The organism is Chelativorans sp. J32, assembly GCF_000518985.1.
Taxonomy (GTDB): domain Bacteria; phylum Pseudomonadota; class Alphaproteobacteria; order Rhizobiales; family Rhizobiaceae; genus Chelativorans.
In genome coordinates this window covers 75,331-95,885 of the sequence record NZ_JAEQ01000005.1, presented here as the reverse complement: position 1 = coordinate 95,885, position 20,555 = coordinate 75,331, and the positions used below count along the sequence as shown (strand labels likewise).

24 protein-coding genes are annotated in these 20,555 nt (G+C 62.2%); 16 read left to right on the top strand and 8 right to left on the bottom strand.

Annotated features, from left to right (window positions below; genetic code table 11):
• Positions 1-2: 2 nt before the first annotated feature.
• Positions 3-287: a DUF1244 domain-containing protein gene (locus CHEJ32_RS0109555; RefSeq protein ID WP_028033678.1), complete on the top strand. Its 285-nt coding sequence runs from the start codon at positions 3-5 to the stop codon at positions 285-287.
• Positions 288-310: 23 nt separating this feature from the next.
• Here the strand turns inward: CHEJ32_RS0109555 and CHEJ32_RS0109550 are convergent, their stop codons facing one another.
• The 4 genes from CHEJ32_RS0109550 to CHEJ32_RS0109535 form a co-directional block, all read right to left on the bottom strand.
• Positions 311-610 (bottom strand): hypothetical protein, encoded by a 300-nt coding sequence (locus tag CHEJ32_RS0109550; RefSeq protein WP_028033677.1) that lies wholly within the window; start codon positions 608-610, stop codon positions 311-313.
• 65 nt (positions 611-675) lie between these two features.
• On the bottom strand, positions 676-1,515 hold the full coding sequence (locus CHEJ32_RS0109545) for a hypothetical protein (protein WP_051469571.1): 840 nt from the start codon (positions 1,513-1,515) through the stop codon (positions 676-678).
• Positions 1,512-2,807 (bottom strand): hypothetical protein, encoded by a 1,296-nt coding sequence (locus CHEJ32_RS0109540; protein ID WP_028033675.1) that lies wholly within the window; start codon positions 2,805-2,807, stop codon positions 1,512-1,514. Before CHEJ32_RS0109540 ends, CHEJ32_RS0109545 begins: the two co-directional genes overlap by 4 nt.
• A 48-nt stretch (positions 2,808-2,855) precedes the next feature.
• Positions 2,856-3,176: a hypothetical protein gene (locus CHEJ32_RS0109535; RefSeq protein WP_245261049.1), complete on the bottom strand. Its 321-nt coding sequence runs from the start codon at positions 3,174-3,176 to the stop codon at positions 2,856-2,858.
• A gap of 180 nt (positions 3,177-3,356) precedes the next feature.
• Between CHEJ32_RS0109535 and CHEJ32_RS0109530 the strand changes: the two genes are divergently transcribed.
• The 7 genes from CHEJ32_RS0109530 (at position 3,357) to msrA (ending at position 8,645) form a co-directional block, all read left to right on the top strand.
• Positions 3,357-3,818 (top strand): GNAT family N-acetyltransferase, encoded by a 462-nt coding sequence (locus CHEJ32_RS0109530; protein ID WP_028033673.1) that lies wholly within the window; start codon positions 3,357-3,359, stop codon positions 3,816-3,818.
• Between the two features lie 85 nt (positions 3,819-3,903).
• Positions 3,904-4,308 (top strand): DoxX family protein, encoded by a 405-nt coding sequence (locus tag CHEJ32_RS0109525; RefSeq protein ID WP_028033672.1) that lies wholly within the window; start codon positions 3,904-3,906, stop codon positions 4,306-4,308.
• Between the two features lie 171 nt (positions 4,309-4,479).
• Positions 4,480-4,884: a succinate dehydrogenase, cytochrome b556 subunit gene (gene sdhC / locus CHEJ32_RS0109520; protein WP_028033671.1), complete on the top strand. Its 405-nt coding sequence runs from the start codon at positions 4,480-4,482 to the stop codon at positions 4,882-4,884.
• Position 4,885: 1 nt separating this feature from the next.
• A complete protein-coding gene (gene sdhD / locus CHEJ32_RS0109515; protein WP_028033670.1) occupies positions 4,886-5,269 on the top strand; it encodes a succinate dehydrogenase, hydrophobic membrane anchor protein in 384 nt (127 codons plus the stop codon).
• Positions 5,270-5,276: 7 nt separating this feature from the next.
• The gene (gene sdhA / locus CHEJ32_RS0109510) at positions 5,277-7,112 is read left to right on the top strand and encodes a succinate dehydrogenase flavoprotein subunit (protein ID WP_028033669.1); all 1,836 of its coding nucleotides are present in this window, start codon (positions 5,277-5,279) and stop codon (positions 7,110-7,112) included.
• A 12-nt stretch (positions 7,113-7,124) separates the two neighbouring features.
• Complete coding sequence (locus tag CHEJ32_RS0109505; RefSeq protein WP_028033668.1) at positions 7,125-7,904, top strand: succinate dehydrogenase iron-sulfur subunit; 780 nt, start codon at positions 7,125-7,127, stop codon at positions 7,902-7,904.
• Between the two features lie 99 nt (positions 7,905-8,003).
• Positions 8,004-8,645 (top strand): peptide-methionine (S)-S-oxide reductase MsrA, encoded by a 642-nt coding sequence (gene msrA / locus CHEJ32_RS0109500; RefSeq protein WP_028033667.1) that lies wholly within the window; start codon positions 8,004-8,006, stop codon positions 8,643-8,645.
• A gap of 4 nt (positions 8,646-8,649) precedes the next feature.
• Here msrA and CHEJ32_RS0109495 read toward each other — a convergent pair whose 3' ends face one another.
• The 3 genes from CHEJ32_RS0109495 to CHEJ32_RS24305 form a co-directional block, all read right to left on the bottom strand.
• Complete coding sequence (locus CHEJ32_RS0109495; RefSeq protein WP_028033666.1) at positions 8,650-9,762, bottom strand: amino acid dehydrogenase; 1,113 nt, start codon at positions 9,760-9,762, stop codon at positions 8,650-8,652.
• A gap of 136 nt (positions 9,763-9,898) precedes the next feature.
• On the bottom strand, positions 9,899-10,339 hold the full coding sequence (locus CHEJ32_RS0109490; protein WP_028033665.1) for an OsmC family protein: 441 nt from the start codon (positions 10,337-10,339) through the stop codon (positions 9,899-9,901).
• 27 nt (positions 10,340-10,366) lie between these two features.
• A complete protein-coding gene (locus tag CHEJ32_RS24305; protein ID WP_034658153.1) occupies positions 10,367-11,614 on the bottom strand; it encodes a ubiquinone biosynthesis hydroxylase in 1,248 nt (415 codons plus the stop codon).
• Between the two features lie 86 nt (positions 11,615-11,700).
• Between CHEJ32_RS24305 and tesB the strand changes: the two genes are divergently transcribed.
• From tesB to CHEJ32_RS0109430, 8 genes are all read left to right on the top strand, one after another.
• Positions 11,701-12,567: an acyl-CoA thioesterase II gene (gene tesB, locus CHEJ32_RS0109465; RefSeq protein WP_028033662.1), complete on the top strand. Its 867-nt coding sequence runs from the start codon at positions 11,701-11,703 to the stop codon at positions 12,565-12,567.
• Positions 12,568-12,776: 209 nt separating this feature from the next.
• The gene (locus tag CHEJ32_RS0109460) at positions 12,777-13,115 is read left to right on the top strand and encodes a P-II family nitrogen regulator (RefSeq protein WP_028033661.1); all 339 of its coding nucleotides are present in this window, start codon (positions 12,777-12,779) and stop codon (positions 13,113-13,115) included.
• A gap of 30 nt (positions 13,116-13,145) precedes the next feature.
• Positions 13,146-14,510, top strand: a complete 1,365-nt coding sequence (locus CHEJ32_RS0109455) for an ammonium transporter (protein WP_051469570.1) — start codon at positions 13,146-13,148, stop codon at positions 14,508-14,510.
• 271 nt (positions 14,511-14,781) lie between these two features.
• Complete coding sequence (locus CHEJ32_RS0109450; protein ID WP_028033659.1) at positions 14,782-17,295, top strand: DNA translocase FtsK; 2,514 nt, start codon at positions 14,782-14,784, stop codon at positions 17,293-17,295.
• Between the two features lie 88 nt (positions 17,296-17,383).
• The gene (locus CHEJ32_RS0109445; RefSeq protein WP_028033658.1) at positions 17,384-18,034 is read left to right on the top strand and encodes an outer membrane lipoprotein carrier protein LolA; all 651 of its coding nucleotides are present in this window, start codon (positions 17,384-17,386) and stop codon (positions 18,032-18,034) included.
• Between the two features lie 108 nt (positions 18,035-18,142).
• Complete coding sequence (locus tag CHEJ32_RS0109440) at positions 18,143-18,940, top strand: exodeoxyribonuclease III (protein ID WP_034658151.1); 798 nt, start codon at positions 18,143-18,145, stop codon at positions 18,938-18,940.
• Complete coding sequence (locus CHEJ32_RS0109435; RefSeq protein WP_051469569.1) at positions 18,924-19,262, top strand: DUF167 family protein; 339 nt, start codon at positions 18,924-18,926, stop codon at positions 19,260-19,262. The genes CHEJ32_RS0109440 and CHEJ32_RS0109435 overlap by 17 nt, the downstream gene beginning before the upstream one ends.
• A 124-nt stretch (positions 19,263-19,386) precedes the next feature.
• Positions 19,387-19,983 carry a hypothetical protein gene (locus tag CHEJ32_RS0109430; RefSeq protein WP_028033655.1) on the top strand — a complete coding sequence of 199 codons (597 nt, stop codon included), beginning with the start codon at positions 19,387-19,389 and terminating at the stop codon, positions 19,981-19,983.
• An 8-nt stretch (positions 19,984-19,991) separates the two neighbouring features.
• Here the strand turns inward: CHEJ32_RS0109430 and ppa are convergent, their stop codons facing one another.
• The gene (ppa, locus tag CHEJ32_RS0109425) at positions 19,992-20,528 is read right to left on the bottom strand and encodes an inorganic diphosphatase (RefSeq protein WP_028033654.1); all 537 of its coding nucleotides are present in this window, start codon (positions 20,526-20,528) and stop codon (positions 19,992-19,994) included.
• Between the last annotated feature and the right edge of the window lie 27 nt (positions 20,529-20,555).

Here is a 20,555-nt window from a genome sequence, read left to right as displayed (position 1 = left end):
ACATGGTTGAACTTTCCGAGGAACAGAAGCGTGATCTCGAGGCGGCTGCATTCCGCCGCCTATTAGAGCATCTGCGCGAACGGACCGATGTGCAGAACATCGACCTCATGAATCTTGCCGGCTTTTGCCGCAATTGCCTGTCCAATTGGTATCTCGAAGCGGCTGAGAAGGCCGGTATCCCGCTTTCCAAGGATGAATCCCGCGAGATCGTCTACGGCATGCCCTACGGGGAGTGGCGGGAGAAATATCAGACCGGTCCTACGGTGAAGATCGCCCCTGATCACTGAAGCGCCGCTTCCGGCGTTCCTACTCAGGGCCGGCGGATGAACTCGTGAAATTCTTCCCGTTGGCCGGGAACGTCTTCAGCCACCACCAGCGCCAGCTCGCGTTCATCGAAGAGGCGGAACCAGTCGTCCCATTCGATGATCTCGACATTGCCGATTTCGTCCCAGCCTTGATCCGTGTCCTGATAAGCCTGTTGACCGAAAGAAAAACCCAGCACCGGTTCGTCCTGTGACGTGCCGAGGGTTCTCAGCACCGGCTGGCCGGCGCGTGCCGCGGCCCAGTCGCGGATTTCCTCGTGATCGGTCAGCACTATTGTATCGGCCATGGGATGCTCCTCTCAGGTGCCTCCTCAACGCTCGACGGGGTGCGGGGTTCCGGCGTCGCCCGGCCCTAATGCTGGGCGATCCCGCTTCCTTCCGTGACCAGCTTGTAGTGCGTCATCTCCTCGGCGGTAAGATAATAGAGCGAGCGGGGCGGAGTATCGAGCGCGTGTAGCCACATGGCTGGATCAACGCCCATTTCCTGCAGATGGCGGGATATGCGGGCAGTCGTCATCTGCGCGTCAGCCAGCGCCTGGGCGGGTTTTATCGCGGCATCGAAAGCCGTGTAGAATTGATGCAGCCCGACGGCCGCCTGCTCTCCTACCTCCCGCGCCGTGCCTCCGGCCAGAAGCAGGGGACAGGACGAGGCACAGATCGCCCCGTCTTCCACCCTCGTCGTAACGCCGCGCTCCCGCAGCATCTGTGCCATAGCGATGGCGTCGTCCAGAGCCCCGCCAGGGGAGTTGAGACTGACATGTTTCACATATTCGCCGCGGGCATCGAGTTCGACCTTGAGTCTGGCGGCTGAACCGGGATCGATGCTGCCGGTCACCCGAAGCACGCCGCCCGCATCCAGCGAGAAGGAGATGGGCTGGCGCAGTGCGCCCTCATCGGCGGTGATGAAGGGGCGCGGGTCGTTCGCCTGCTTGCGCTCCGGGTTCGCGTCAACCGCCGGAGGCAGAATGGGAAGTGTGTGCTGCAAGGTCTCGGGCTCGACAGTCGGGAAGAGGCCAGCTTCGGCTTCCACGAGGTCCCGCAGGTCGAGCCCCACCAGCGTCGCCGCGCCCAACAGCACGCCGATGAAGGCACCGCGCATCAGCGCTCCGTCATCGAGCCGGGCAAAATAGCCGACGATCCCGGAGCGCTCCGGGGGCGGGCCGGCAGATGCGGGACCGTCCGGCTCGCTCATGGCTCAACCCGTTTGCGTTCCGAAATGGGCGTGACGTTCTCCGGATGCTCGGCCGGAAACTCGGAATCCGCCGTCTCGGCCGGTGTGGCAGGCTCGCGGGCGGCGCGCCGGGAGAGTTCGTCGCGAAGATCGAGCGCGCGCAGCAGTTCTGCAGCCGTCATGCGATCGGCGTCGGTCAGCGCCGCCTCGTTGCGCCGGATCGAGGAATAGACCACGGCAAGCACGCCGACGAGAACGGCGGGAAGAAGGTCGATGGAAATGGCTCCGGCCCAGCTTGGCAGGAAATCCGTCGCGTAGAGCAGAACAGCCTCGGCCGAGGAAAGCGGCACGAAGCGCCGCTCCGGCACCTTCGGCTGCGCCATGATTTCAGCGGCGGCTTCGGACAGCGCCTTGGATTGCGCTGCAACGGATTCGCGGACGGTGGCCATCACCTGGTCCTGTCGGCCAGCGAGGTCTGCCGAAGTCCCGTCGGCAACCGGGGCGATGAAGCCGGCGGAAAGGTCTGCCGCCGCGCGGGCGACGGAGGGCGCGATGGATGTCTGCTCGAGCGCGGCGACCACGCCGGCGAGCGCAACGGCCTCCTCCGCGAACCGGTCCGCGCGCGGCTGAACCGAGCCCGAGCCGGACACAAGCGCGCGCATGGCGGCAAGCCGCTCCTGGCCTTGGCTGAAAAGGCCGGCCACGGTCTCGCGCGAACCTTGGATCGTCTGCTCCAGCTCGCGCATCTGCGCCGACATCTGCGAAAGCAGTTGCACGACGCTGCCCGACCCGGACGTGCCCGTCAGGGCGCCGGAGTTGCGTTCGTCTTCGGCAAGCCGCGCGAAGCGCCCGGAGGCCCGCTGAATGTCCGGCAGGAGCGAGAGCGCGCCCAAGGCGTTGGAATGTGCCTGGTCGAGATCGGCCGTGTACTCTTCCAAGGTGGTGGCGAGGTGTTGCTCCACGGCGGCCGATCCGGCAAGGGCCGCCGCATTGAGCCAGGAGGACATGGCGATGATCATCAGCGAGCCGATTGCCATCACCCCCAAAAGGGCCATCCGGGATGTGGCATCACGCATTTCCGGCAGGAACCGCATGAGATAGGTCCAGAAGCCGTAGATGCCGACCGAGACGGCCGCCGAATAGATGACGGCGGCGAAGAAGACGACCGTTGGCGACCCGTCGAGCAGGTCTCGAACGCCGAGATAGGTGTAGACGCCGCTCGCAAGCGCAAGCGTGGCGAGCACGAACCGCGTCATGGTCTGCAGCGACTCGACATGGTCGCGCAATTGCCTGGCCGCACGGGATTCGCTCATGGAAGACTCCCCTCGCTCTTCGATCTCACCCCGCCCGGCTGGAGCGCGTTACCGGCAGGTCACGGTCGGCACCGGAACGACATTGTCCGGCAGACCGTACATATAGCTGCGTCCGCGCAGCAGCGCGCCGTAGCGGCATTTGCCCCGCTCGCGCAGGTAGAGCCTCCCGCGATCCTCCTCCAGATAGACCACCTTGGGCCCTTCGCGGCGGGCATGTCCCCCGGCGAAACGTCCCTTGCCGACCAGGATGCGCTTGAAGCCGGCCGGATCATGGATCACCAGATTGCCGAAACTGTCGGCATAGGAGCGCATGCCTGGGGCATCACCGGCAAGGACCGGCAGCGAGGAAGCGATAAGGACAGCGGCCACCGCGATTATCCTTTCTGTTCGGTAAAAATGTCTGCAAAAAGGCATCGGGAGCCCTCCTTGCCACGTCCCTTCCGCAGATTAACTCTTTCTCAATCTTTGTCACGCGCCCCTGCGGGAGCGGCCTCATTGACAGACGCAGTCGATTTGGCCGATTGCTTTTTCGCCAGAAGGAGGACCGAGATGGGCGAGAACCATATGATCGACATTGCGCCTTTGAGGCTCAAGGACGCTCATGCGCTGGCGCCGCTCCTGGCCGACTATACGCAATCGCTGAAGCGGGGCGCGCCCCGCAGGCCTGACGATTTCTATGCCGAAACGCTGTTGCAGGACCGGGTTGTGGAGGTGGTGGGCGCCCGGCTCGACGGTGATCTTGTGGGCTTTGCCATTTTCTACGATCTGCCGGATCCCATTTCCGGGCTTCGCTACGGACTGGTGGAACACGTCTATGTCCATCACGATCATCGCGGCAAGGGCATCGCGCGCGCATTGATCGACGTCATTGGAGACCAGGCGGAGGAGCGCGGTTGGACGCGGCTCGTTCTGCAGGCGCCCCGCCAGCCCACGGACGGTCGAAAGCTCTACGAGCAGATCGCGGCCCCGGCGGACTGGACCGCCCATGTGATCCGTTTCGATACGCGGTGACACGCCGGAACATTTGCCCGGGCCTGTCGGAATGGCCGCCTCTGCTTCGTCCTTTGCGCAGAAATCAATCGGAAGGATGACGGAAATGGCCAAGACCGCTGCAATTCTTCTGGCCAGGCTGATCTTTGCCGGCGTGTTTGCGATGGCGGCAGCGTTCAAGTTCGCGGGAATGGAGACGACCGCCGCCTATATCGCTTCGGCCGGATTCCCGTTTCCGCTGCTCCTTGCCTGGCTGGCCGCTTTCTTTGAAGTCGCGCTGATGATCGCCTTTCTTACCGGCGCGTTCTTTTCCGAAGCTGCGCTTTTGGCGGCGGTATACGTCATTTTTCTCGCCTTCGCCTTCCATGGCCCCTCGCGCTGGAGCGGGAATGAGGCCGAGTTCGGCTTCTTTGTCGATCACTTCACCTTCATGGCCGGTCTTCTATTTGCCGCCGTCCATGGACCTGGCGAGAGGCTGGCTTTGCGCAGCGGTTTTATTCGTCACGCCTAGCGCATCGGCCCGAGGCTCAAACTTCAATCGATTCAGTGACTCGGAACTTCGCCCGTGGGCTTTGACGCACCGCAAAATCCGCATTAGAAAGCCCCTGCCGGTGGCAGGGGGTAGGCAGCAGATCAGAACGCAAGCCTGCACTTGCCTGGCGGCGGTTGAATTGGGGAAGCCATGAGCAAGTCCACCACCCAGGCGAGGCCCCTCTCGCCTCATCTGCAAATTTATCGCATCACGCCGACAATGGCGATGTCAGTAGCCCACAGAATAACGGGCGCTGCACTCTATTTCGGCATTCTTCTCTTCGCGCTCTGGCTGTTTGCCGCCGCCGGATCGAAGGAGCAGTTCGATTTCGTGAACGCTCTTTTTGGCTCGATTCTCGGACGGATCGTCATCTTTGGTTATTCTTGGGTGCTCATCCACCACATGCTGGGCGGCATCCGTCACCTGATCTGGGACACGACACACGGGCTTGAGAAGCACACGTCGCGGCAGATGGCCATCGCCACCCTGGTCGGTTCCATCGTGCTGACGCTGGTCATCTGGATCGCCGCATGGGTCATCAGGGGAGGGCTCTGAGATGGCGGACATGCGCACACCCCTGAACAAGGTCCGGGGCTTGGGCTCGGCGCGTGGCGGCACGGAACATTTCTGGCGCCAGCGGCTGACCGCCGTCTCCAACATCCCGCTCATCATCTTTTTCATCGGCTTCGTGGCGGTTTATGCCGGCGCCTCTTATGAAGAGATCCGAGCCGCGCTTGCCCAGCCGGTCGTCGCGCTTCTGATCGGTTTCGCCTTCGTCTCGGTGCTCTACCACATGCGGCTGGGGATGCAGATCATCATCGAAGATTACGTGCATGAGGAGGGCTGGAAGATCTTCCTTGTCATCCTCAACACGTTCTTTCCCATCGTGGTGGGCGCCACCGCGCTCTACTCCCTCCTCAGAATTGCCTTCGGAGGCTGAATTCTAAATGGCTGACGCAGTTCAGAAAAAGGCCGGCGCGGCCTACAATTATGTCGACCATGCCTTTGATGTGGTGGTGGTCGGAGCCGGCGGCGCAGGCCTGCGTGCCACGCTGGGCATGGCCGAGCAGGGGCTCAAGACGGCCTGCATCACGAAAGTCTTCCCGACCCGCTCCCATACCGTGGCGGCGCAGGGCGGCATCGCCGCATCCCTGAAGAATATGGGGCCGGATCATTGGCAGTGGCATCTTTATGACACCGTAAAGGGGTCCGACTGGCTGGGCGACGTCGACGCGATGGAATATCTGGCGCGCGAGGCCCCGGCTGCCGTCTACGAGCTCGAACATTATGGCGTGCCCTTCTCCCGTACCGAGGAGGGCAAAATCTACCAGAGGCCCTTCGGCGGCCATATGCAGAATTTCGGTGACGGACCGCCGGTGCAGCGCACCTGTGCGGCGGCAGACCGGACGGGCCATGCCATTCTTCACACGCTCTACGGCCAGTCGGTGAAGAACCACGCGCAGTTCTTCGTGGAATATTTCGCACTCGACCTCATCATGTCCGACGATGGCGTGTGCACCGGCGTCGTGGCCTGGAACCTGGAGGACGGCACGATCCACCGTTTCGCCGCGAAGATGGTGGTGCTTGCCACCGGCGGCTATGGCCGGGCCTATTTCTCCTGCACCTCCGCCCACACCTGCACGGGCGACGGCAACGGCATGGTGGCCCGCGCGGGCCTGCCGCTACAGGATATGGAGTTCGTTCAGTTCCATCCGACCGGCATCTATGGCGCCGGCTGCCTCATCACCGAAGGCGTGCGCGGTGAGGGCGGCTATCTCGTCAATTCCGAAGGCGAGCGCTTCATGGAGCGTTATGCCCCGTCCGCCAAGGATCTCGCCTCACGCGACGTGGTCTCTCGCTGCATGATGCTGGAGATCCGCGAGGGACGCGGCGTCGGCAAGAACAAGGACCACATCTATCTGCACCTCGATCATCTGGATCCGGCCGTGATCCATGAGCGGTTGCCGGGCATTGCCGAATCGGCGCGCATCTTCGCCGGTGTGGACGTGACGCGCGAGCCGATTCCGGTCCTGCCGACGGTGCACTACAACATGGGCGGTATCCCCACCAATTACTGGGGCGAGGTGCTGAACCCGACGCCCGGCAATCCGGACGCCGTTGCTCCCGGCCTCATGGCGGTGGGCGAGGCGGGCTGCGCCTCGGTGCATGGCGCAAACCGGCTCGGCTCGAATTCCTTGATCGATCTCGTGGTCTTTGGACGCGCCGCGGCCATCCGTGCCGGCCAGATCGTCGATCGCAGCTCGAAGGTGCCGGCCATCAACGAGGCCTCCTGCGAGAAGATCATGGACCGCTTCGACCGTCTTCGTCATGCGAATGGCAGCACGCCCACGGCCGCGCTGCGCGAGAAGATGCAGCGCGCCATGCAGGAGGATGCGGCAGTGTTCCGCACCCAGGAATCCCTGGAGCAGGGCTGCCAGCGCATCTCCGCAATCTGGAAGGAACTGCCCGAGATCAAGGTCTATGACCGTTCGATGATCTGGAATTCCGACCTGGTCGAGACCCTCGAGCTGGAAAACCTGATGGTCAATGCCATCACCACGGTTTATGCCGCCGAGGCGCGCAAGGAGAGCCGCGGTGCGCATGCGCGGGAAGATTTCACCGAGCGTGACGACGTGAATTGGCGCAAGCACACGCTATCCTGGGTGGATGCGGACGGAAACGTGCGCCTCGCCTACCGCCCCGTTCACACCGAGCCGATGCTCAAACCTGAAGACGGCGGCATCGACCCGGCAAAGATCGCGCCCAAGGCGCGCGTATACTGATCAGAGGACGACATGGTCCAACTCACCCTCCCCAAGAATTCCAAGGTCAAGCAGGGCAAGGTCTGGCCGAGGCCCGAAGGCGCCACGAACCTGCGCGAATACCGCGTCTATCGCTGGTCGCCGGACGATACGGAAAACCCGCGCGTCGATACCTATTATGTCGATCTCGACGATTGCGGGCCGATGGTGCTCGACGGGCTGATCTGGATCAAGAACAAGATCGACCCCACGCTCACCTTCCGCCGCTCCTGCCGCGAGGGCATTTGCGGCTCCTGCGCCATGAATATCGACGGCGCGAACACGCTCGCCTGCACGAAGGCGATGGACGATGTGGGTGGCGCGGTCAGGATCTATCCTCTGCCGCATATGCCGGTGGTGAAGGACCTCGTGCCGGACCTCTCGATCCCCTATGCTCAGCTCTCTTCCATCGAGCCGTGGCTTCAGACGGTCACGCCTGAGCCCGCGACCGAGTGGAAGCAGAGCCATGAGGACCGGGCGAAGCTCGATGGCCTTTACGAGTGCATCCTGTGCTTCTGCTGCCAAACCTCGTGCCCCAGCTACTGGTGGAACGGCGAGCGCTATCTGGGCCCGGCCGTGCTGCTCCAGGCCTATCGCTGGCTTATCGATTCGCGCGACGAGGCCACGGGCGAACGGCTCGACAAGCTGGAAGACCCGTTCCGGCTCTATCGCTGCCACACGATCATGAACTGCACCCAGACCTGCCCGAAGGGTTTGAACCCGGCCAAGGCGATCGCGGAAATCAAGAAGATGATGGTGGAGCGGCGCGTCTGACCGCCGCCGCGCCATCTCCTCATGGCTGATCACGCAGGCGTGTAGGCGCGAGCGCTCCGATCCGTGTTACCCATGCGGAACTTGGCATGGGAGGATCGCATGCTTCACCGTTTCGCAGGCTTCGCCATTCTGCTAGCTGCCGCCTCGATAGGTGCTCAGCCAGCCGTCGCGGAAATTCGCACCGCGATCTTCGCCGGCGGCTGCTTCTGGTGCGTCGAGTCCGATTTCGATCATGTGCCTGGCGTCGTGTCGACCGTCTCCGGCTATACCGGCGGGGACACGCAGAACCCGACCTATGACGACTACTCTCAGGGCGGGCACCGGGAAGCGGTGGAGATCAAATATGACGACACCCGCGTCACCTATGATCACCTCCTCGACGTGTTCTTCCATTCGGTAGACCCAACAGACGGTGGCGGCCAGTTCTGCGATCGCGGGCACGCCTACACGACAGCGATCTACGTGCTGGACAATGCACAGCAGGAGGCTGCGGAAAAGGCGAAGAAGGCGGCGGAAGCCGAATTGGGCCGGGCGCTGGTCACGCCCATCGTGAAGGCCACCACCTTCTGGCCGGCCGAGGACTATCACCAGAACTATTATCGGAGCCAGGACCGCATCCTCTCGCGCTTCGGCTATGTTACCAAGGCGGACGCTTATAAAGGCTATCGCGAGGGCTGCGGCCGCGACGCAAGGCTCGTCCAGGTCTGGGGCGAGAATGCATTACGCGGGATCGTGAAATAAGGCCCTAACGGTTTATGCGTTCCATCGCGATTTCGGCTGCAATGTCGTTGGTAGGCCGCTTCTGCTGCTCCGATCGCCGGAATATTTCCGTAAGCGTCGCGGGGATCTTGGCAAGTTTCTTCATGACTGCCTCGGGATCGTAGCCCTCGGGTGAGAGTTCCGCCGCGACATTGATGAGGCCGCCGGCATTGATGACGTAATCCGGCGCGTAGAGTATCCCGCGTTCCATCAGGAGCTTCGCATCCCCGTGCTCCGCGAGCTGATTGTTCGCCGATCCTGCAATGATCCCGAACCGAAGCAGAGGGATTGTTTCCTTCGAAATCACGCCGCCCAAGGCGCAGGGCGCAAAGATATCGGCTTCGACGGTGACGATATCCTCGGGGTCTGCCGTCTCCGCCTCGAAGGCTCGCTGTGCCTTGGCAGTTCGCGCTGCGTCGAGGTCTGTCACGGTCAGTTCGGCGCCCTCCCTGTAGAGCTTCTCGCATAGGGACCAGCCGACAGAGCCCAGGCCTTGCACGGCGACGCGAAGCCCGGAGAGCCGGCTCGTTCCGTTGCGGTGCCTGAGAGCCGCCTTGATGCCCAGGAAGACGCCCTCGGCGGTGAACGGGGAGGGATTGCCGCTGCCGCCTGCACTGGTGCCTACGACATTGGGTGCCCGCCCTCGCAGGAAGTCGGCATCCTGCACCGTCATCCCTACGTCTTCGGCCGTGATGAACTGGCCCTCAAGCCTCCTCAACATCTCGGCATAGGATGTGAGCAGGGCCGGCGTCTTCCCGTGCTTCGGATCGGCGATGATGACGGCCTTGCCACCGCCCAGGGCCAAGCCGGCCACGGCCGATTTATACGTCATCCCGCGGGAAAGCCTGAGGGCATCCGTAAGCGCCGCCTCGAAGCTCTCATGCGGCCAGATCCGGGTGCCGCCAAGCGCCGGCCCGAGTTTGGTGTTGTGGATCGCCACGATGGCGGTCAGTCCGCTGTCTTCGTCGCGCCCGCACCAGACACGCTCATGCCCGTCAAAGGCCGGAAGGCGAGCGGCCTCCGCGGTAATGTCGGAGATGGAGAGACTGTGCTCGTCAGCTGCTCTCTTCAGGTTTCGCGGTTCCCAAGCGTGCAACATGACATCCTCCCAAACGTCCCGTTTTCAAAGGAATCTAGGTGGCAGCACAGACTTTTGGTTGCGAAAACATCAGGCCCCGCGAATGCACGTTGCGTTCGCGAGGCCTTTTCGGAGCGAAACTTTCGCGGAGCGGGTTTCAGGCGAATCTTGCGTCGAGCGTGATGTTGATCGCCCCAAGCGCGCGGGAAACCGGGCAGTTCTCTTTCGCGCCCTTCGCAATCTCCTGGAATCTCTCTTCGTCGAGCCCAGGCACCTTACCGACAACGGTCAGAGCGCTGCCGCGAATTTCGAAGCCACCGCCTTCCTTGGGCTGCAGTTCGATCTCCGCCTTGGCATCCAGCGATTCGGCCGGCGTGCCGTTCTGGGCCAGCGCATGTGCCAGCGCCATGGAGAAGCAGGAGGCATGCGCCGCCGCTATCAGCTCTTCCGGGTTGGTGCCTGCCCGGCCCGTTTCATCTTCGAAGCGGGCCTTGAAGGAAAGCGGCAATTCGCCGAGCGCCCCACTCTGGGTGCTTTCGATGCGGCCGGAACCACTGGTAAGAGGGCCTTTCCAGTTCACATTGGCGTAGCGTTTCATGCTGGTCTCCCTGTTTGCGAACTGATGTTAAATCGCCTCACCCTGCAGAAGGCGCGGTGTCCCGCCTGTGAGGCCTGAAGCTTGGCGGACGAAAAAGCCCTTCATTCCGGGCATCCGGTCTACCAGTCCGAGGCCGAAATCGCGGATTGCCCGGACTGGAGCGAAGTCGTTCGAGAAGAGGCGATTGAGCACGTCGGTGGTGACGCCCATCTGCACCGTGTCGAAACGCCGCCAGCGCTCATAACGTTGCAGCACGTCGAGGGCGCCGATGTCCTCGCCGAGCCGGTCGGCCTCGACCACCACCTGGGCGAGGGCCGCGGCGTCCTTGAAACCGAGATTGAGGCCCTGGCCGGCAATCGGGTGGATGCCGTGCGCAGCATCTCCCGCCAGCGCGAAGCGCGGCTTCACGAAGTCGCGTGCGAGCGTCAGGCCGAGAGGCCAGGCCCGGCGCGGACCTTCGACGCGGATTTCGCCGAGCTTGAGGCCAAAACGCGTTTCCAGTTCCTGCTCGAACACGAACTCATCCTCGGCGACCAGCCGTTCGGCGTCCTCGGTGCGCTCGGTCCAGACGATGGAAGAGCGGTTGCCCTTGAGCGGCAGCGTGGCAAAGGGACCGGCCGGCAGGAAATGCTCCTCCGCACGGCCATGATGCGGCCGCTCATGGGCGACCGTGCAAACAATGCCGGATTGGCCATATTCCCAATGCAGGACGCGGATGCCGGCCATGTTCCGCAGGCGTGACCGAACGCCGTCGGCTGCAACCAGTAGCCGGGTGCGGCAGGAACCTTCCTGCCCCAAATGGACCGTGACCCCCGCCGTCTCGACGTCGAAATCTTCAACTGCGACGCCCTGGACGATGTCGATCCCGAGTTCGGCGGCCCTGCGTCTGAGCGCACCGGTCAGATCGCGATTCAGCACCATGTGCGCGAAGGGCTCCCCGGGAGCCGCTTCGCCGCCGAAGGTGAGGAAAACGGGACGGACAGGATCCGACGTCCGCGAATCGGTGATGACCATTTCCGTGATCGGCTGGGCTTCAGCCACGATATCGTCCCAACAGCCGAGCCGGCGAAGCATGCGTGTCGCTGCAGCCGCGACAGCCGAGGCGCGGCCATCCCGCTGCCACACATTTTCGGGCGCCGCGTCGACCACGACGATCTTCATGCCTGGCCGGGCATGCCGGAGCGAAACGGCCACTGCCAGGCCGACATAACCGGCACCAGCGATCATCACATCGAAGGGGCCGGTCAGCCGCTTGTCTCCGGTTTTGTCGCCCATGGCCGGTTTTCTCCTTTCCCGCTGCCTTGACTTGCTGCGTACCCTCCGGTTTCTCGTAGGAACACAATGTTGCCGAGGAAAGCCGAATGTCGTCCGCAATGCAGGAGCTATTGGACATACTTAACCTCGAAAAGCTCGAACACAACCTCTATCGCGGCCGCAGCCCCCAGGTGGGATGGCAGCGGGTCTTCGGCGGACAGGTGATCGGGCAGGCGCTCGTAGCGGCCCAGAGGACGGTGGCGGCGGACAGATACGTGCATTCGCTTCATTGCTATTTCATGCGGCCGGGAGATCCTGCCGTCCCGATCATCTACGAAGTCGACCGCATACGTGACGGCGGGAGTTTCACGACCAGGCGCGTGATCGCTATCCAGCATGGCCACGCCATCTTCTCTCTTTCTGCTTCTTTCCAGGTCGATGAACATGGGCTGGAACACCAGCTTCCGATGCCGGAGGGTATTCCCGGACCCGAGACATTGAGGTCACAGAGCGAATTTCTCGCCGCCCTTGGCGACGACGTGCCGGAAAACATTCGCAGGTATTGGCAGCGTGAACGTCCGGTCGAGATCCGGCCGGTGAATGTCGAGCATTATACGACCAATGACAAACTGCCGCCCTTCCAGCATGTGTGGATGCGGGCGACCGGTCCTGTACCGGAAGATCGCGCGCTGCAGGCTGCGGTGCTCGCCTATTTCTCCGACATGACGCTGGTGGACACTGCAACCTATCCCCATGGGCGTTCCGTGTTCGATCAGACCCTTCAGATGGCAAGTCTCGATCACGCGATGTGGTTTCACAAGCCGAACACGCTGAGCGACTGGCTCCTCTACACTCAGGACAGCCCATCCTCCGGCGGCTCGCGCGGGCTGGCACGCGGCAGCATCTATTCGCGCGGCGGGGTGCTGATCGCTTCGGTGGCGCAGGAGGGGCTTCTGCGGATGCGCACGAAATAGGCAAAATCGAACTTTTGCATAATTTTTAATCTTATGCGGGCCGCGCAAACCAAATAAGCGCGCGCAACGTTATCTTTTTCCCTAACGATAACAGAGATTTGCGAGATGGCCGGCCATTTGGCACGGCTCTTGATTCACCCTAGCTGTCGCTTGGGCGGGCACCGGCGGCACGCAACGCGGCATGTCCGCAAGAGCAAGGGTGAGACCGGATGAAACTCGTGATGGCAATCATAAAGCCTTTCAAGCTCGAGGCGGTGCGTGAAGCGCTGACTGAGCTAGGCATTCAGGGCCTGACCGTCACCGAAGTGAAGGGATACGGGCGGCAAAAGGGGCACACGGAAATCTATCGCGGCGCCGAATATGCGGTGAACTTCCTGCCCAAGGTCAAGATCGAGGTCGTCGTGGATGCGGACATCGCCGACAAAGCGGTGGAAGCGATCGCAGCGGCAGCCAAAACCGGCCAGATCGGGGACGGCAAGATCTTCGTCTACAGCATCGAAAAGGCAGTGCGCATCCGCACCGGCGAAACCGACGCCGATGCGCTCTGAGCGCCATGCGGATTGTCCAAGGAGAATAAGATGAGAACTTCGAGTATCGATTTCGCAAGGCGTGCGTCCGGGGTGGGTGCGCTTGCGTTGGCGGCTTTCACGGCTGCCCCGGCCTTTGCACAGGAAGCGGCTGAAGCGGCGGCCGAGGCCGCGGCACCGGTTATGGATAAGGGCGATGTGGCCTGGATGATGACGGCAAGCCTTCTGGTGCTCTTCATGACCATGCCCGGGCTGGCACTCTTCTATGGCGGCCTGGTGCGCGCCAAGAACGCGCTTTCCATCCTCATGCAGTGCACCATGATTGCTGCCGTAGTGATGGTGGTGTGGGTGCTCTGGGGCTACTCATTCGCCTTCGGCGGCAGCACCAGCCCTTTCTGGGGCGGATTCGGCAAGCTGTTCCTCTCGGGCGTGACCGTCGATTCGACCGCCGCAACCTTTACCGACGGCGTGGTCATTCCTGAATTTGTCTTCATCTGCTTCCAGATGACCTTTGCCGTTATCACGCCGGCGTTGATCGTCGGGGCCTTTGCAGAGCGGATCAAATTCTCCGCTGTCATGCTCTTCACGGTACTTTGGGTGACCTTCGTTTACTTTCCCATTGCCCACATGGTCTGGGATGGCAGCGGCTATCTGTTCAATCTCGGCGCTCTCGACTTCGCCGGCGGAACGGTGGTCCATATCAACGCGGGCATTGCAGCGCTGGTAGGCTGCATCATGGTCGGCAAGCGCAGCGGGTACGGCAAGGAAATCCTAGCGCCGCACTCCATGACCCTTACCATGGTCGGCGGCTCCATCCTGTGGGTCGGCTGGTTCGGCTTCAACGCCGGCTCGAACCTTGAGGCGACCGGCGGGGCGGCACTTGCAATGATCAACACTTTCACGGCGACGGCAGGCGGTATCATCGGCTGGAGCGTCGTCGAGGCGCTGCATCGGGGCAAGGCCTCCATGCTGGGTGCGGTTTCGGGCTTGGTCGCCGGTCTTGTGGCGGTGACACCGGCCTGCGGTACGGTTGGCCCCGTCGGCGCGATCGTACTGGGCGCAATCGCCAGCGCCGTCTGCTACTTCTTTGTCGCCGTCGTGAAGAACAAGTTCGGTTATGACGACACGCTCGACGTCTTTGGCATCCATGGCGTGGGCGGCATCGTCGGCGCGCTTGGCACGGGTATCTTCACCGCGCCCTGGCTGGGCGGTACCGGAGACGCCGATTTCTCCATCGCCTCGCAACTGTGGGTCCAGTTTGTGGCCGTGCTGCTCACCATCGTCTGGTGTGGCGTGGGTTCGGCGATTCTCTTCAAGATCGTCGACGCCATCGTCGGCCTGCGTCCCACGCCGGAAGCCGAGACCCAAGGTCTCGATCTCACTTCGCACGGCGAGGCGGCCTATCACTACTCCTGAACCGCGGCATCTCATTCCTTCCCGAGATGCGCAACTTGGGCCCGGCGAAAGCTGGGCCCTTTTTTATCGGAGTAGGGGGACAGGACAGGAAGGCAGTGGCGAGCGCATAGGGCTCTGTGAGGCCTTGGCTTCTTCCGTTTTCCACCGCCTGCCCTGTTCCCTTATCCCCCTTTTCCAGCCCTTCCATGGTTAATGCCGCCTTAACCATCCCGGCCTAATGTGTACCCACCGGGGCGCGTGAGTGTCAGTACGAGTGGACGGGGAAATGCGTATGAGTTCGGGTTCTTCTGCAGCATTCGCCATGCACGGTGGTGGCTTCGGACTGCAGAACTTCCTTCGCAGACAGGCCGCGCGCGGAATGGGCCTTGCGGTCTTGGCGCTGGTGGCCTTCTGTCTGGCGAGCCTGGCGACATGGAATGTCGCCGATCCAAGCTTCAGCTATGCGACGGACAACCCCGTGACCAACGCCATGGGCTATCCGGGCGCGGTTTTTTCCGATATCGCGATGCAGTTTTTCGGCCTCGCATCGGTGGCCGGGCTGGTGCCGGCGGTGTTCTGGGGCGTGTTCCTTCTGGCAGGCCGCGGCATCGGACGCTTATGGCGCCGGTCGGGAGCCTGGTTCTGTGGCGCGATTCTGTGCGCCGGCGTCGTTGGTTGCCTTACCCCTCCCGCAACCTGGCCGCTCCCCATGGGGCTGGGCGGCGTGCTGGGCGATATGGTTCTTTCCGCGCCGGCTTACTTCACCGGCGATTATCCGACCGGTTTCGTGGGGATGGTCGTAGCCGCAGTGTTGGCTGGTCCTGCCGCATTCCTCATCCTGTTCGGCGCGGGTGTCTTCGGCCGCGGCGCGTTGCCGGTCTCCGAAGCTGACGAAGAGGTCGGAGAAGAAGACTTCGATCTCGATGAAACGGAAGAGGAGGGCGGCTCCGTCGTCTTTGGTGTTCTCGCCCATTGGTGGCTGACCTTCGTATCCTTCGTGCGCCGGCGCTTCACAGTCCATGGCGCGGACCTGCCCGAAGAATATGATGTGCCCGGACCCGCACCGGTCCTGATGGCCGCACGCGCAGCCGACGAAGGCATGCGGATCGAACCTGGGTTCGATGAGGGAAGCCTCGACATATCGCCATTTGACGATGTTCCATCCGCCCGCCTCAAGCCGGCACCGCAGCGCACGCAGGCACAGGACCGGGTGGGCACACCTGCGCCGCGCCCCGTTCCGGCCCGTGGCCGCCGCGAGGCCCAGGGCATGGTTGTGGATTCGGGCGAGTTCAAGCTTCCGTCTCTTCATTTGCTCGCCGAACCCAAGGCGGCCAGCAAGGACCCAAGCCTTTCCAAGGATGCGCTGGAGCAGAACGCGCGTCTTCTCGAAGGGGTGCTCGACGATTTCGGCGTGAAGGGCGAGATCATCCATGTGCGCCCCGGCCCGGTGGTCACGCTCTACGAGCTGGAGCCCGCGCCCGGGATCAAGTCCTCGCGCGTCATAGGGCTTGCCGACGACATTGCCCGCTCCATGAGTGCGATCGCAGCACGTGTGGCAGTCGTCCCCGGTCGCAACGCGATCGGCATCGAACTGCCCAATGCAACCCGCGAGACCGTCTATCTCCGCGAGCTCCTCGCCAGCCGGGAATTCGACGCGACCAAGGCCCGGCTTGCGCTGGCGCTCGGCAAAACCATCAATGGCGAGGCCGTCATCGCGGATCTGGCGAAGATGCCTCACCTGCTCGTCGCAGGCACCACCGGCTCGGGCAAATCCGTTGCCATCAATACCATGATCCTGTCGCTCCTCTACCGCATGACGCCTGAGGAGTGCCGCCTCATCATGATCGATCCGAAGATGCTCGAGCTTTCCGTCTATGACGGCATCCCGCATCTGCTCACCCCGGTCGTGACCGATCCTAAGAAGGCCGTGGTGGCGCTCAAATGGACGGTGCGCGAGATGGAAGAGCGCTACCGCAAGATGTCCAAGGTGGGGGTGCGCAACATCGAGGGCTTCAACCAGCGCGTTCTCGCCGCCAAGAAGAAGGGCGAGACCATCACCCGCACGGTTCAGACCGGGTTCGACCGCCAGACCGGCGAAGCAATTTACGAGACGGAGGATCTGGATCTCGAGCCGATGCCCTGCATCGTGGTCATCATCGACGAGATGGCCGACCTGATGATGGTGGCCGGCAAGGACATCGAGGGTGCGGTGCAGAGGCTCGCACAGATGGCACGTGCCGCCGGCATTCACGTGATCATGGCCACCCAGCGTCCGTCGGTTGACGTTATCACCGGCACGATCAAGGCTAACTTCCCGACGCGGATTTCCTTCCAGGTGACGTCGAAGATCGACAGCCGCACGATCCTCGGCGAGCAGGGTGCCGAGCAGCTTCTCGGCATGGGCGACATGCTTTACATGGCCGGTGGCGGACGCATCCAGCGCGTTCACGGGCCGTTCGTCTCCGATCAGGAGGTGGAGCAGATCGTCGCGCATCTGAAGTCGCAGGGCGCGCCCGATTATCTGGAGGCGGTCACCGAGGATGACGGCGAGGACGATGGCACAGGCGCCATGGGTGGCGGCTCGACCGGCAATCTTGCCGACTCGGACGATCCCTATGATCAGGCCGTGGCTGTGGTGCTGCGCGATGGCAAGGCTTCAACGAGCTATATCCAGCGCCGGCTCGGCATCGGCTACAACCGTGCTGCTTCCATCATCGAGCGTATGGAGAAGGAAGGCATTGTCGGGCCTGCAAACCATGCAGGAAAACGCGAAATCCTCGTTCCGACGGAACAGGAAGAGGTTTGAGGGCCGCGGCCAAGTGGCGCGGCCTAACTTCGGCCCGTTTGCAGCCCTATCTATGTAGCGACAGGAATCCTTTCGGAGAGCAGGAAACATGAGAATCCCTTCCGAGCGCAGCCGCCTGGTTCTCCGCCTTGCGCGTCGCTCGCTCCTTGCAATCGCGATGCTTGCGGTCGGGCTGGCCGCCGGCAATGCCAATGCCGCGTCCCAGGCAGCGCAACGTATTGCCCAGCATTTCACGAATGTGCGCACCATGACCGGTGAGTTCGTCCAGTTCGGCCCGCGCGGCGAGCAGACGGGCGGAAAGTTCTATATCGAGCGGCCCGGAAAGATCCGCTTCGATTACGAGCCGCCGGCGCAGTTCCGTGTCATGTCCGACGGCTCCACGGTCGTGCTCGAGAACAAGAAGATGAACACGGTCGATATCTACCGCCTCTCGGATACGCCGCTGCGGCTCTTGCTTGGCGAGCGGATCGATCTTTCGGCGGATACCGTCAGGCAGGTTAAGGAAGACCCGGACCTGACGACCGTGACGCTGGTGGATCGAAAGCTGGGCAACAACTCCACGATCACCATGATGTTCGATTCGAAGACTTATGACCTGCGCCAATGGACGGTTACCGACGCCCAGGGACGGGACACCACGGTCATGATCTTCAATGTGCAGCAGGGTGTCACTTTCGACCCGAGCGTCTTTCACATCGATTATCGCCGCGTGAATTCACTGGCTCGCGGCGGCAGGTAGAAACCGCGGCCGAAGCGTCCTCCGTTCTTCGCGGACAAATCTTTCCGTGAGCGCTTGTCACAAGCGCTCGCGAAGGTTTATTCCGGAATTGAAAAACCGGAATTCTCAATGTTCAAAGTTGCCACCTGGAACATAAACTCCGTCCGCCTACGCCTGCCGCTTGTCCTGCGTTTCCTCGAGGAATACCAGCCCGACGTGCTGTGTCTGCAGGAGACCAAGTGCCCGGATGATCAGTTTCCGACAGCCGCGTTCCGCAAGATCGGCTATGGTCATATCGCGCTGCATGGCCAGAAGGGCTACCACGGCGTAGCGACCATCTCGCGTCTTCCGCTGGAGCTCGCCGAACGCCGCAGTTTCTGCGGTCTGAACGATTGTCGCCATCTCTCGACGCTGGTCGACGTGGACGGACGTCAGGTCCTGCTTCACAATTTCTATGTGCCGGCAGGCGGTGACGAGCCTGATCCGGACATCAATCCTAAGTTCCGCCACAAGCTGGATTTTCTGCAGGAGATGCGGGAAGTGCGGCCGGTTTTGAATGCGAATACGGGCACGATTCTCGTCGGCGATCTCAATGTCGCTCCGCTCGAAAGCGATGTCTGGTCACACAAGCAGATGCTGAATGTGGTGAGCCACACGCCCGTGGAAACCGAGGGGTTGGAGACAATACGCAAGGGTGGCGGATGGGTCGATCTGATGCGCCGCCACATCCCTCCGGAGGAGAAGCTCTTCACCTGGTGGAGCTATCGCGCGAAGGACTGGAGCCTTTCCAACCGCGGCCGCCGGCTTGACCATATCTGGTCATCCGACGATCTTGCTCCGGCGCTTACTCGTGTGGATGTGCTGCGCGACGCGCGTGGGTGGGACCGCCCCTCCGATCACGTTCCCGTCATTGCCGCATTCGGCTGACCCCACGCCACCCTCTTGCTTCCGCAAGAGTGGCAGCGGCATCGAGCTTTTCGTGCGACTCACGCCCAAATCCGCCTCCGATTCGATCGAGGGGCTGGCGGAGGGTTTAGACGGGAAGGTGTATCTGAAGGCACGGGTACGCGCGGTTCCTGAGGGCGGAAAAGCGAATGCGGCCCTGGAAAAGCTGCTTGCAAAGGCATTCGGCGTTCCCCGGCGGGACGTCGCGGTGGTCTCAGGGACGACATCGCGGCTCAAGACCGTCGCTATCGCTGGAAACGCCAGCTCATTGATTGCAACGCTGACTGTTATGCTTGAGGCTTGAGCATCGGGTTGAAACCCGGTTTTTGAAAAGCACCACGCGCGGATTAATAACTTGCTGCATGTTTGTGCCTATGAATGGAGGCGCGTGCTATAAATTGGGCGGGGCGCGAACGCGGAGACTTGTGATGCGCTATCCGATCGCCCTTACGTCCTTCCTATTGCTTGCTGCCGCCAGCCACGCCCAGGAAATTTCAAGCGCTTATACCAAGCTCGAACCGGATCAGACCTGTGCCGTCATCGACAAGGCCGGGGAGGGGGATGGCGACTGGGCCGATCTGGCCTGTTCCGGTTACAAAGGCTACCCGGTCTTGGTGCGCTATGGCGATGCCCGCGAGTCGCTCTTTTACGGGTTCCCACCCCAGGCTGGTCTGCCCTGGGAATCATTTGCGGCCTTCAACAGCAGCGGTCCGACTGTCGAATGGCGCATCGAGAAAGAGGATGGATGGGAACGTGCGCTTGCCACGATCCACCGCCGCTTCGTTGCGGCAAATCCGGAGAAGCCCGAAGCACAGATCGAGGTCCTCGTCGTGAGCAAAGTGGGACAACTCGATGCGCGGCAGGGCTGCGTGGTGGGCTATGTCGTTGCCACCGGCAATCCGGGCGCCAATGAGAAGGCGCGTCATATTGCAGACGAGAAGGCGCGCACGTTCAACTGTGGCAAGGACAAACCTTCTGTGGTTTCCGGCAGCACCCCGCTGCCGGAATTATCACGCAGCGATTAGACCGCTGTTTAGTCGGCGGAGCTTTTCGCTCTGTCGATTGCTTCCGTAATGAGGCGGCGAGCGGCGGTGGCATCCATCCAATCGCCGATCTTCACCCATTTTCCGGGCTCCAGATCCTTGTAGTGCTCGAAGAAGTGCTGGATCTGCTGCAGTGTGATCTCGGGGAGATCCGTGTAGTTCGAGACGTTCTCGTAGCGCCTTGTGAGATGCGGAGAGGGCACTGCGATGACTTTCTCGTCCTGGCCCTTGTTATCCTCCATGATGAGGACGCCGATCGGCCGCACATTGATGACGCAGCCCGGAATGAGCTGGCGCGTGTTGCAGACCAACACGTCGATCGGGTCGCCATCATCCGAGAGCGTATGCGGTACGAAACCATAATTACCCGGATAGGTCATCGGCGTGTAAAGGAAGCGGTCCACGAAGAGCGTGCCAGCTTTCTTGTCCATCTCGTATTTGATCGGCTGCCCGCCCACCGGAACTTCGATGATGACGTTCACGTCCTCAGGTGGATTATCGCCGATGGGGATGGCCTCAATACGCATGGTCACTCCGATTTGGATTGATTTCGG

What these genes read in the sequence shown, in the direction of transcription:
- CHEJ32_RS0109550 (WP_028033677.1), bottom strand. Translation starts at nt 610, where the DNA reads ATGGCCGATACAATAGTGCTGACCGATCACGAGGAAATCCGCGACTGG.
- sdhC (WP_028033671.1), top strand. Translation starts at nt 4,480, where the DNA reads ATGAGCAAGTCCACCACCCAGGCGAGGCCCCTCTCGCCTCATCTGCAA.
- CHEJ32_RS0109455 (WP_051469570.1), top strand. Translation starts at nt 13,146, where the DNA reads ATGAGAACTTCGAGTATCGATTTCGCAAGGCGTGCGTCCGGGGTGGGT.
- CHEJ32_RS0109490 (WP_028033665.1), bottom strand. Translation starts at nt 10,339, where the DNA reads ATGAAACGCTACGCCAATGTGAACTGGAAAGGCCCTCTTACCAGTGGT.
- CHEJ32_RS0109430 (WP_028033655.1), top strand. Translation starts at nt 19,387, where the DNA reads ATGCGCTATCCGATCGCCCTTACGTCCTTCCTATTGCTTGCTGCCGCC.
- CHEJ32_RS0109495 (WP_028033666.1), bottom strand. Translation starts at nt 9,762, where the DNA reads ATGTTGCACGCTTGGGAACCGCGAAACCTGAAGAGAGCAGCTGACGAG.
- CHEJ32_RS0109505 (WP_028033668.1), top strand. Translation starts at nt 7,125, where the DNA reads ATGGTCCAACTCACCCTCCCCAAGAATTCCAAGGTCAAGCAGGGCAAG.
- CHEJ32_RS0109440 (WP_034658151.1), top strand. Translation starts at nt 18,143, where the DNA reads ATGTTCAAAGTTGCCACCTGGAACATAAACTCCGTCCGCCTACGCCTG.
- msrA (WP_028033667.1), top strand. Translation starts at nt 8,004, where the DNA reads ATGCTTCACCGTTTCGCAGGCTTCGCCATTCTGCTAGCTGCCGCCTCG.
- CHEJ32_RS0109540 (WP_028033675.1), bottom strand. Translation starts at nt 2,807, where the DNA reads ATGAGCGAATCCCGTGCGGCCAGGCAATTGCGCGACCATGTCGAGTCG.
- CHEJ32_RS0109545 (WP_051469571.1), bottom strand. Translation starts at nt 1,515, where the DNA reads ATGAGCGAGCCGGACGGTCCCGCATCTGCCGGCCCGCCCCCGGAGCGC.
- sdhA (WP_028033669.1), top strand. Translation starts at nt 5,277, where the DNA reads ATGGCTGACGCAGTTCAGAAAAAGGCCGGCGCGGCCTACAATTATGTC.
- ppa (WP_028033654.1), bottom strand. Translation starts at nt 20,528, where the DNA reads ATGCGTATTGAGGCCATCCCCATCGGCGATAATCCACCTGAGGACGTG.
- CHEJ32_RS0109530 (WP_028033673.1), top strand. Translation starts at nt 3,357, where the DNA reads ATGGGCGAGAACCATATGATCGACATTGCGCCTTTGAGGCTCAAGGAC.
- tesB (WP_028033662.1), top strand. Translation starts at nt 11,701, where the DNA reads ATGTCGTCCGCAATGCAGGAGCTATTGGACATACTTAACCTCGAAAAG.
- CHEJ32_RS0109445 (WP_028033658.1), top strand. Translation starts at nt 17,384, where the DNA reads ATGAGAATCCCTTCCGAGCGCAGCCGCCTGGTTCTCCGCCTTGCGCGT.
- sdhD (WP_028033670.1), top strand. Translation starts at nt 4,886, where the DNA reads ATGGCGGACATGCGCACACCCCTGAACAAGGTCCGGGGCTTGGGCTCG.
- CHEJ32_RS0109525 (WP_028033672.1), top strand. Translation starts at nt 3,904, where the DNA reads ATGGCCAAGACCGCTGCAATTCTTCTGGCCAGGCTGATCTTTGCCGGC.
- CHEJ32_RS0109460 (WP_028033661.1), top strand. Translation starts at nt 12,777, where the DNA reads ATGAAACTCGTGATGGCAATCATAAAGCCTTTCAAGCTCGAGGCGGTG.
- CHEJ32_RS0109450 (WP_028033659.1), top strand. Translation starts at nt 14,782, where the DNA reads ATGAGTTCGGGTTCTTCTGCAGCATTCGCCATGCACGGTGGTGGCTTC.
- CHEJ32_RS0109555 (WP_028033678.1), top strand. Translation starts at nt 3, where the DNA reads ATGGTTGAACTTTCCGAGGAACAGAAGCGTGATCTCGAGGCGGCTGCA.
- CHEJ32_RS24305 (WP_034658153.1), bottom strand. Translation starts at nt 11,614, where the DNA reads ATGGGCGACAAAACCGGAGACAAGCGGCTGACCGGCCCCTTCGATGTG.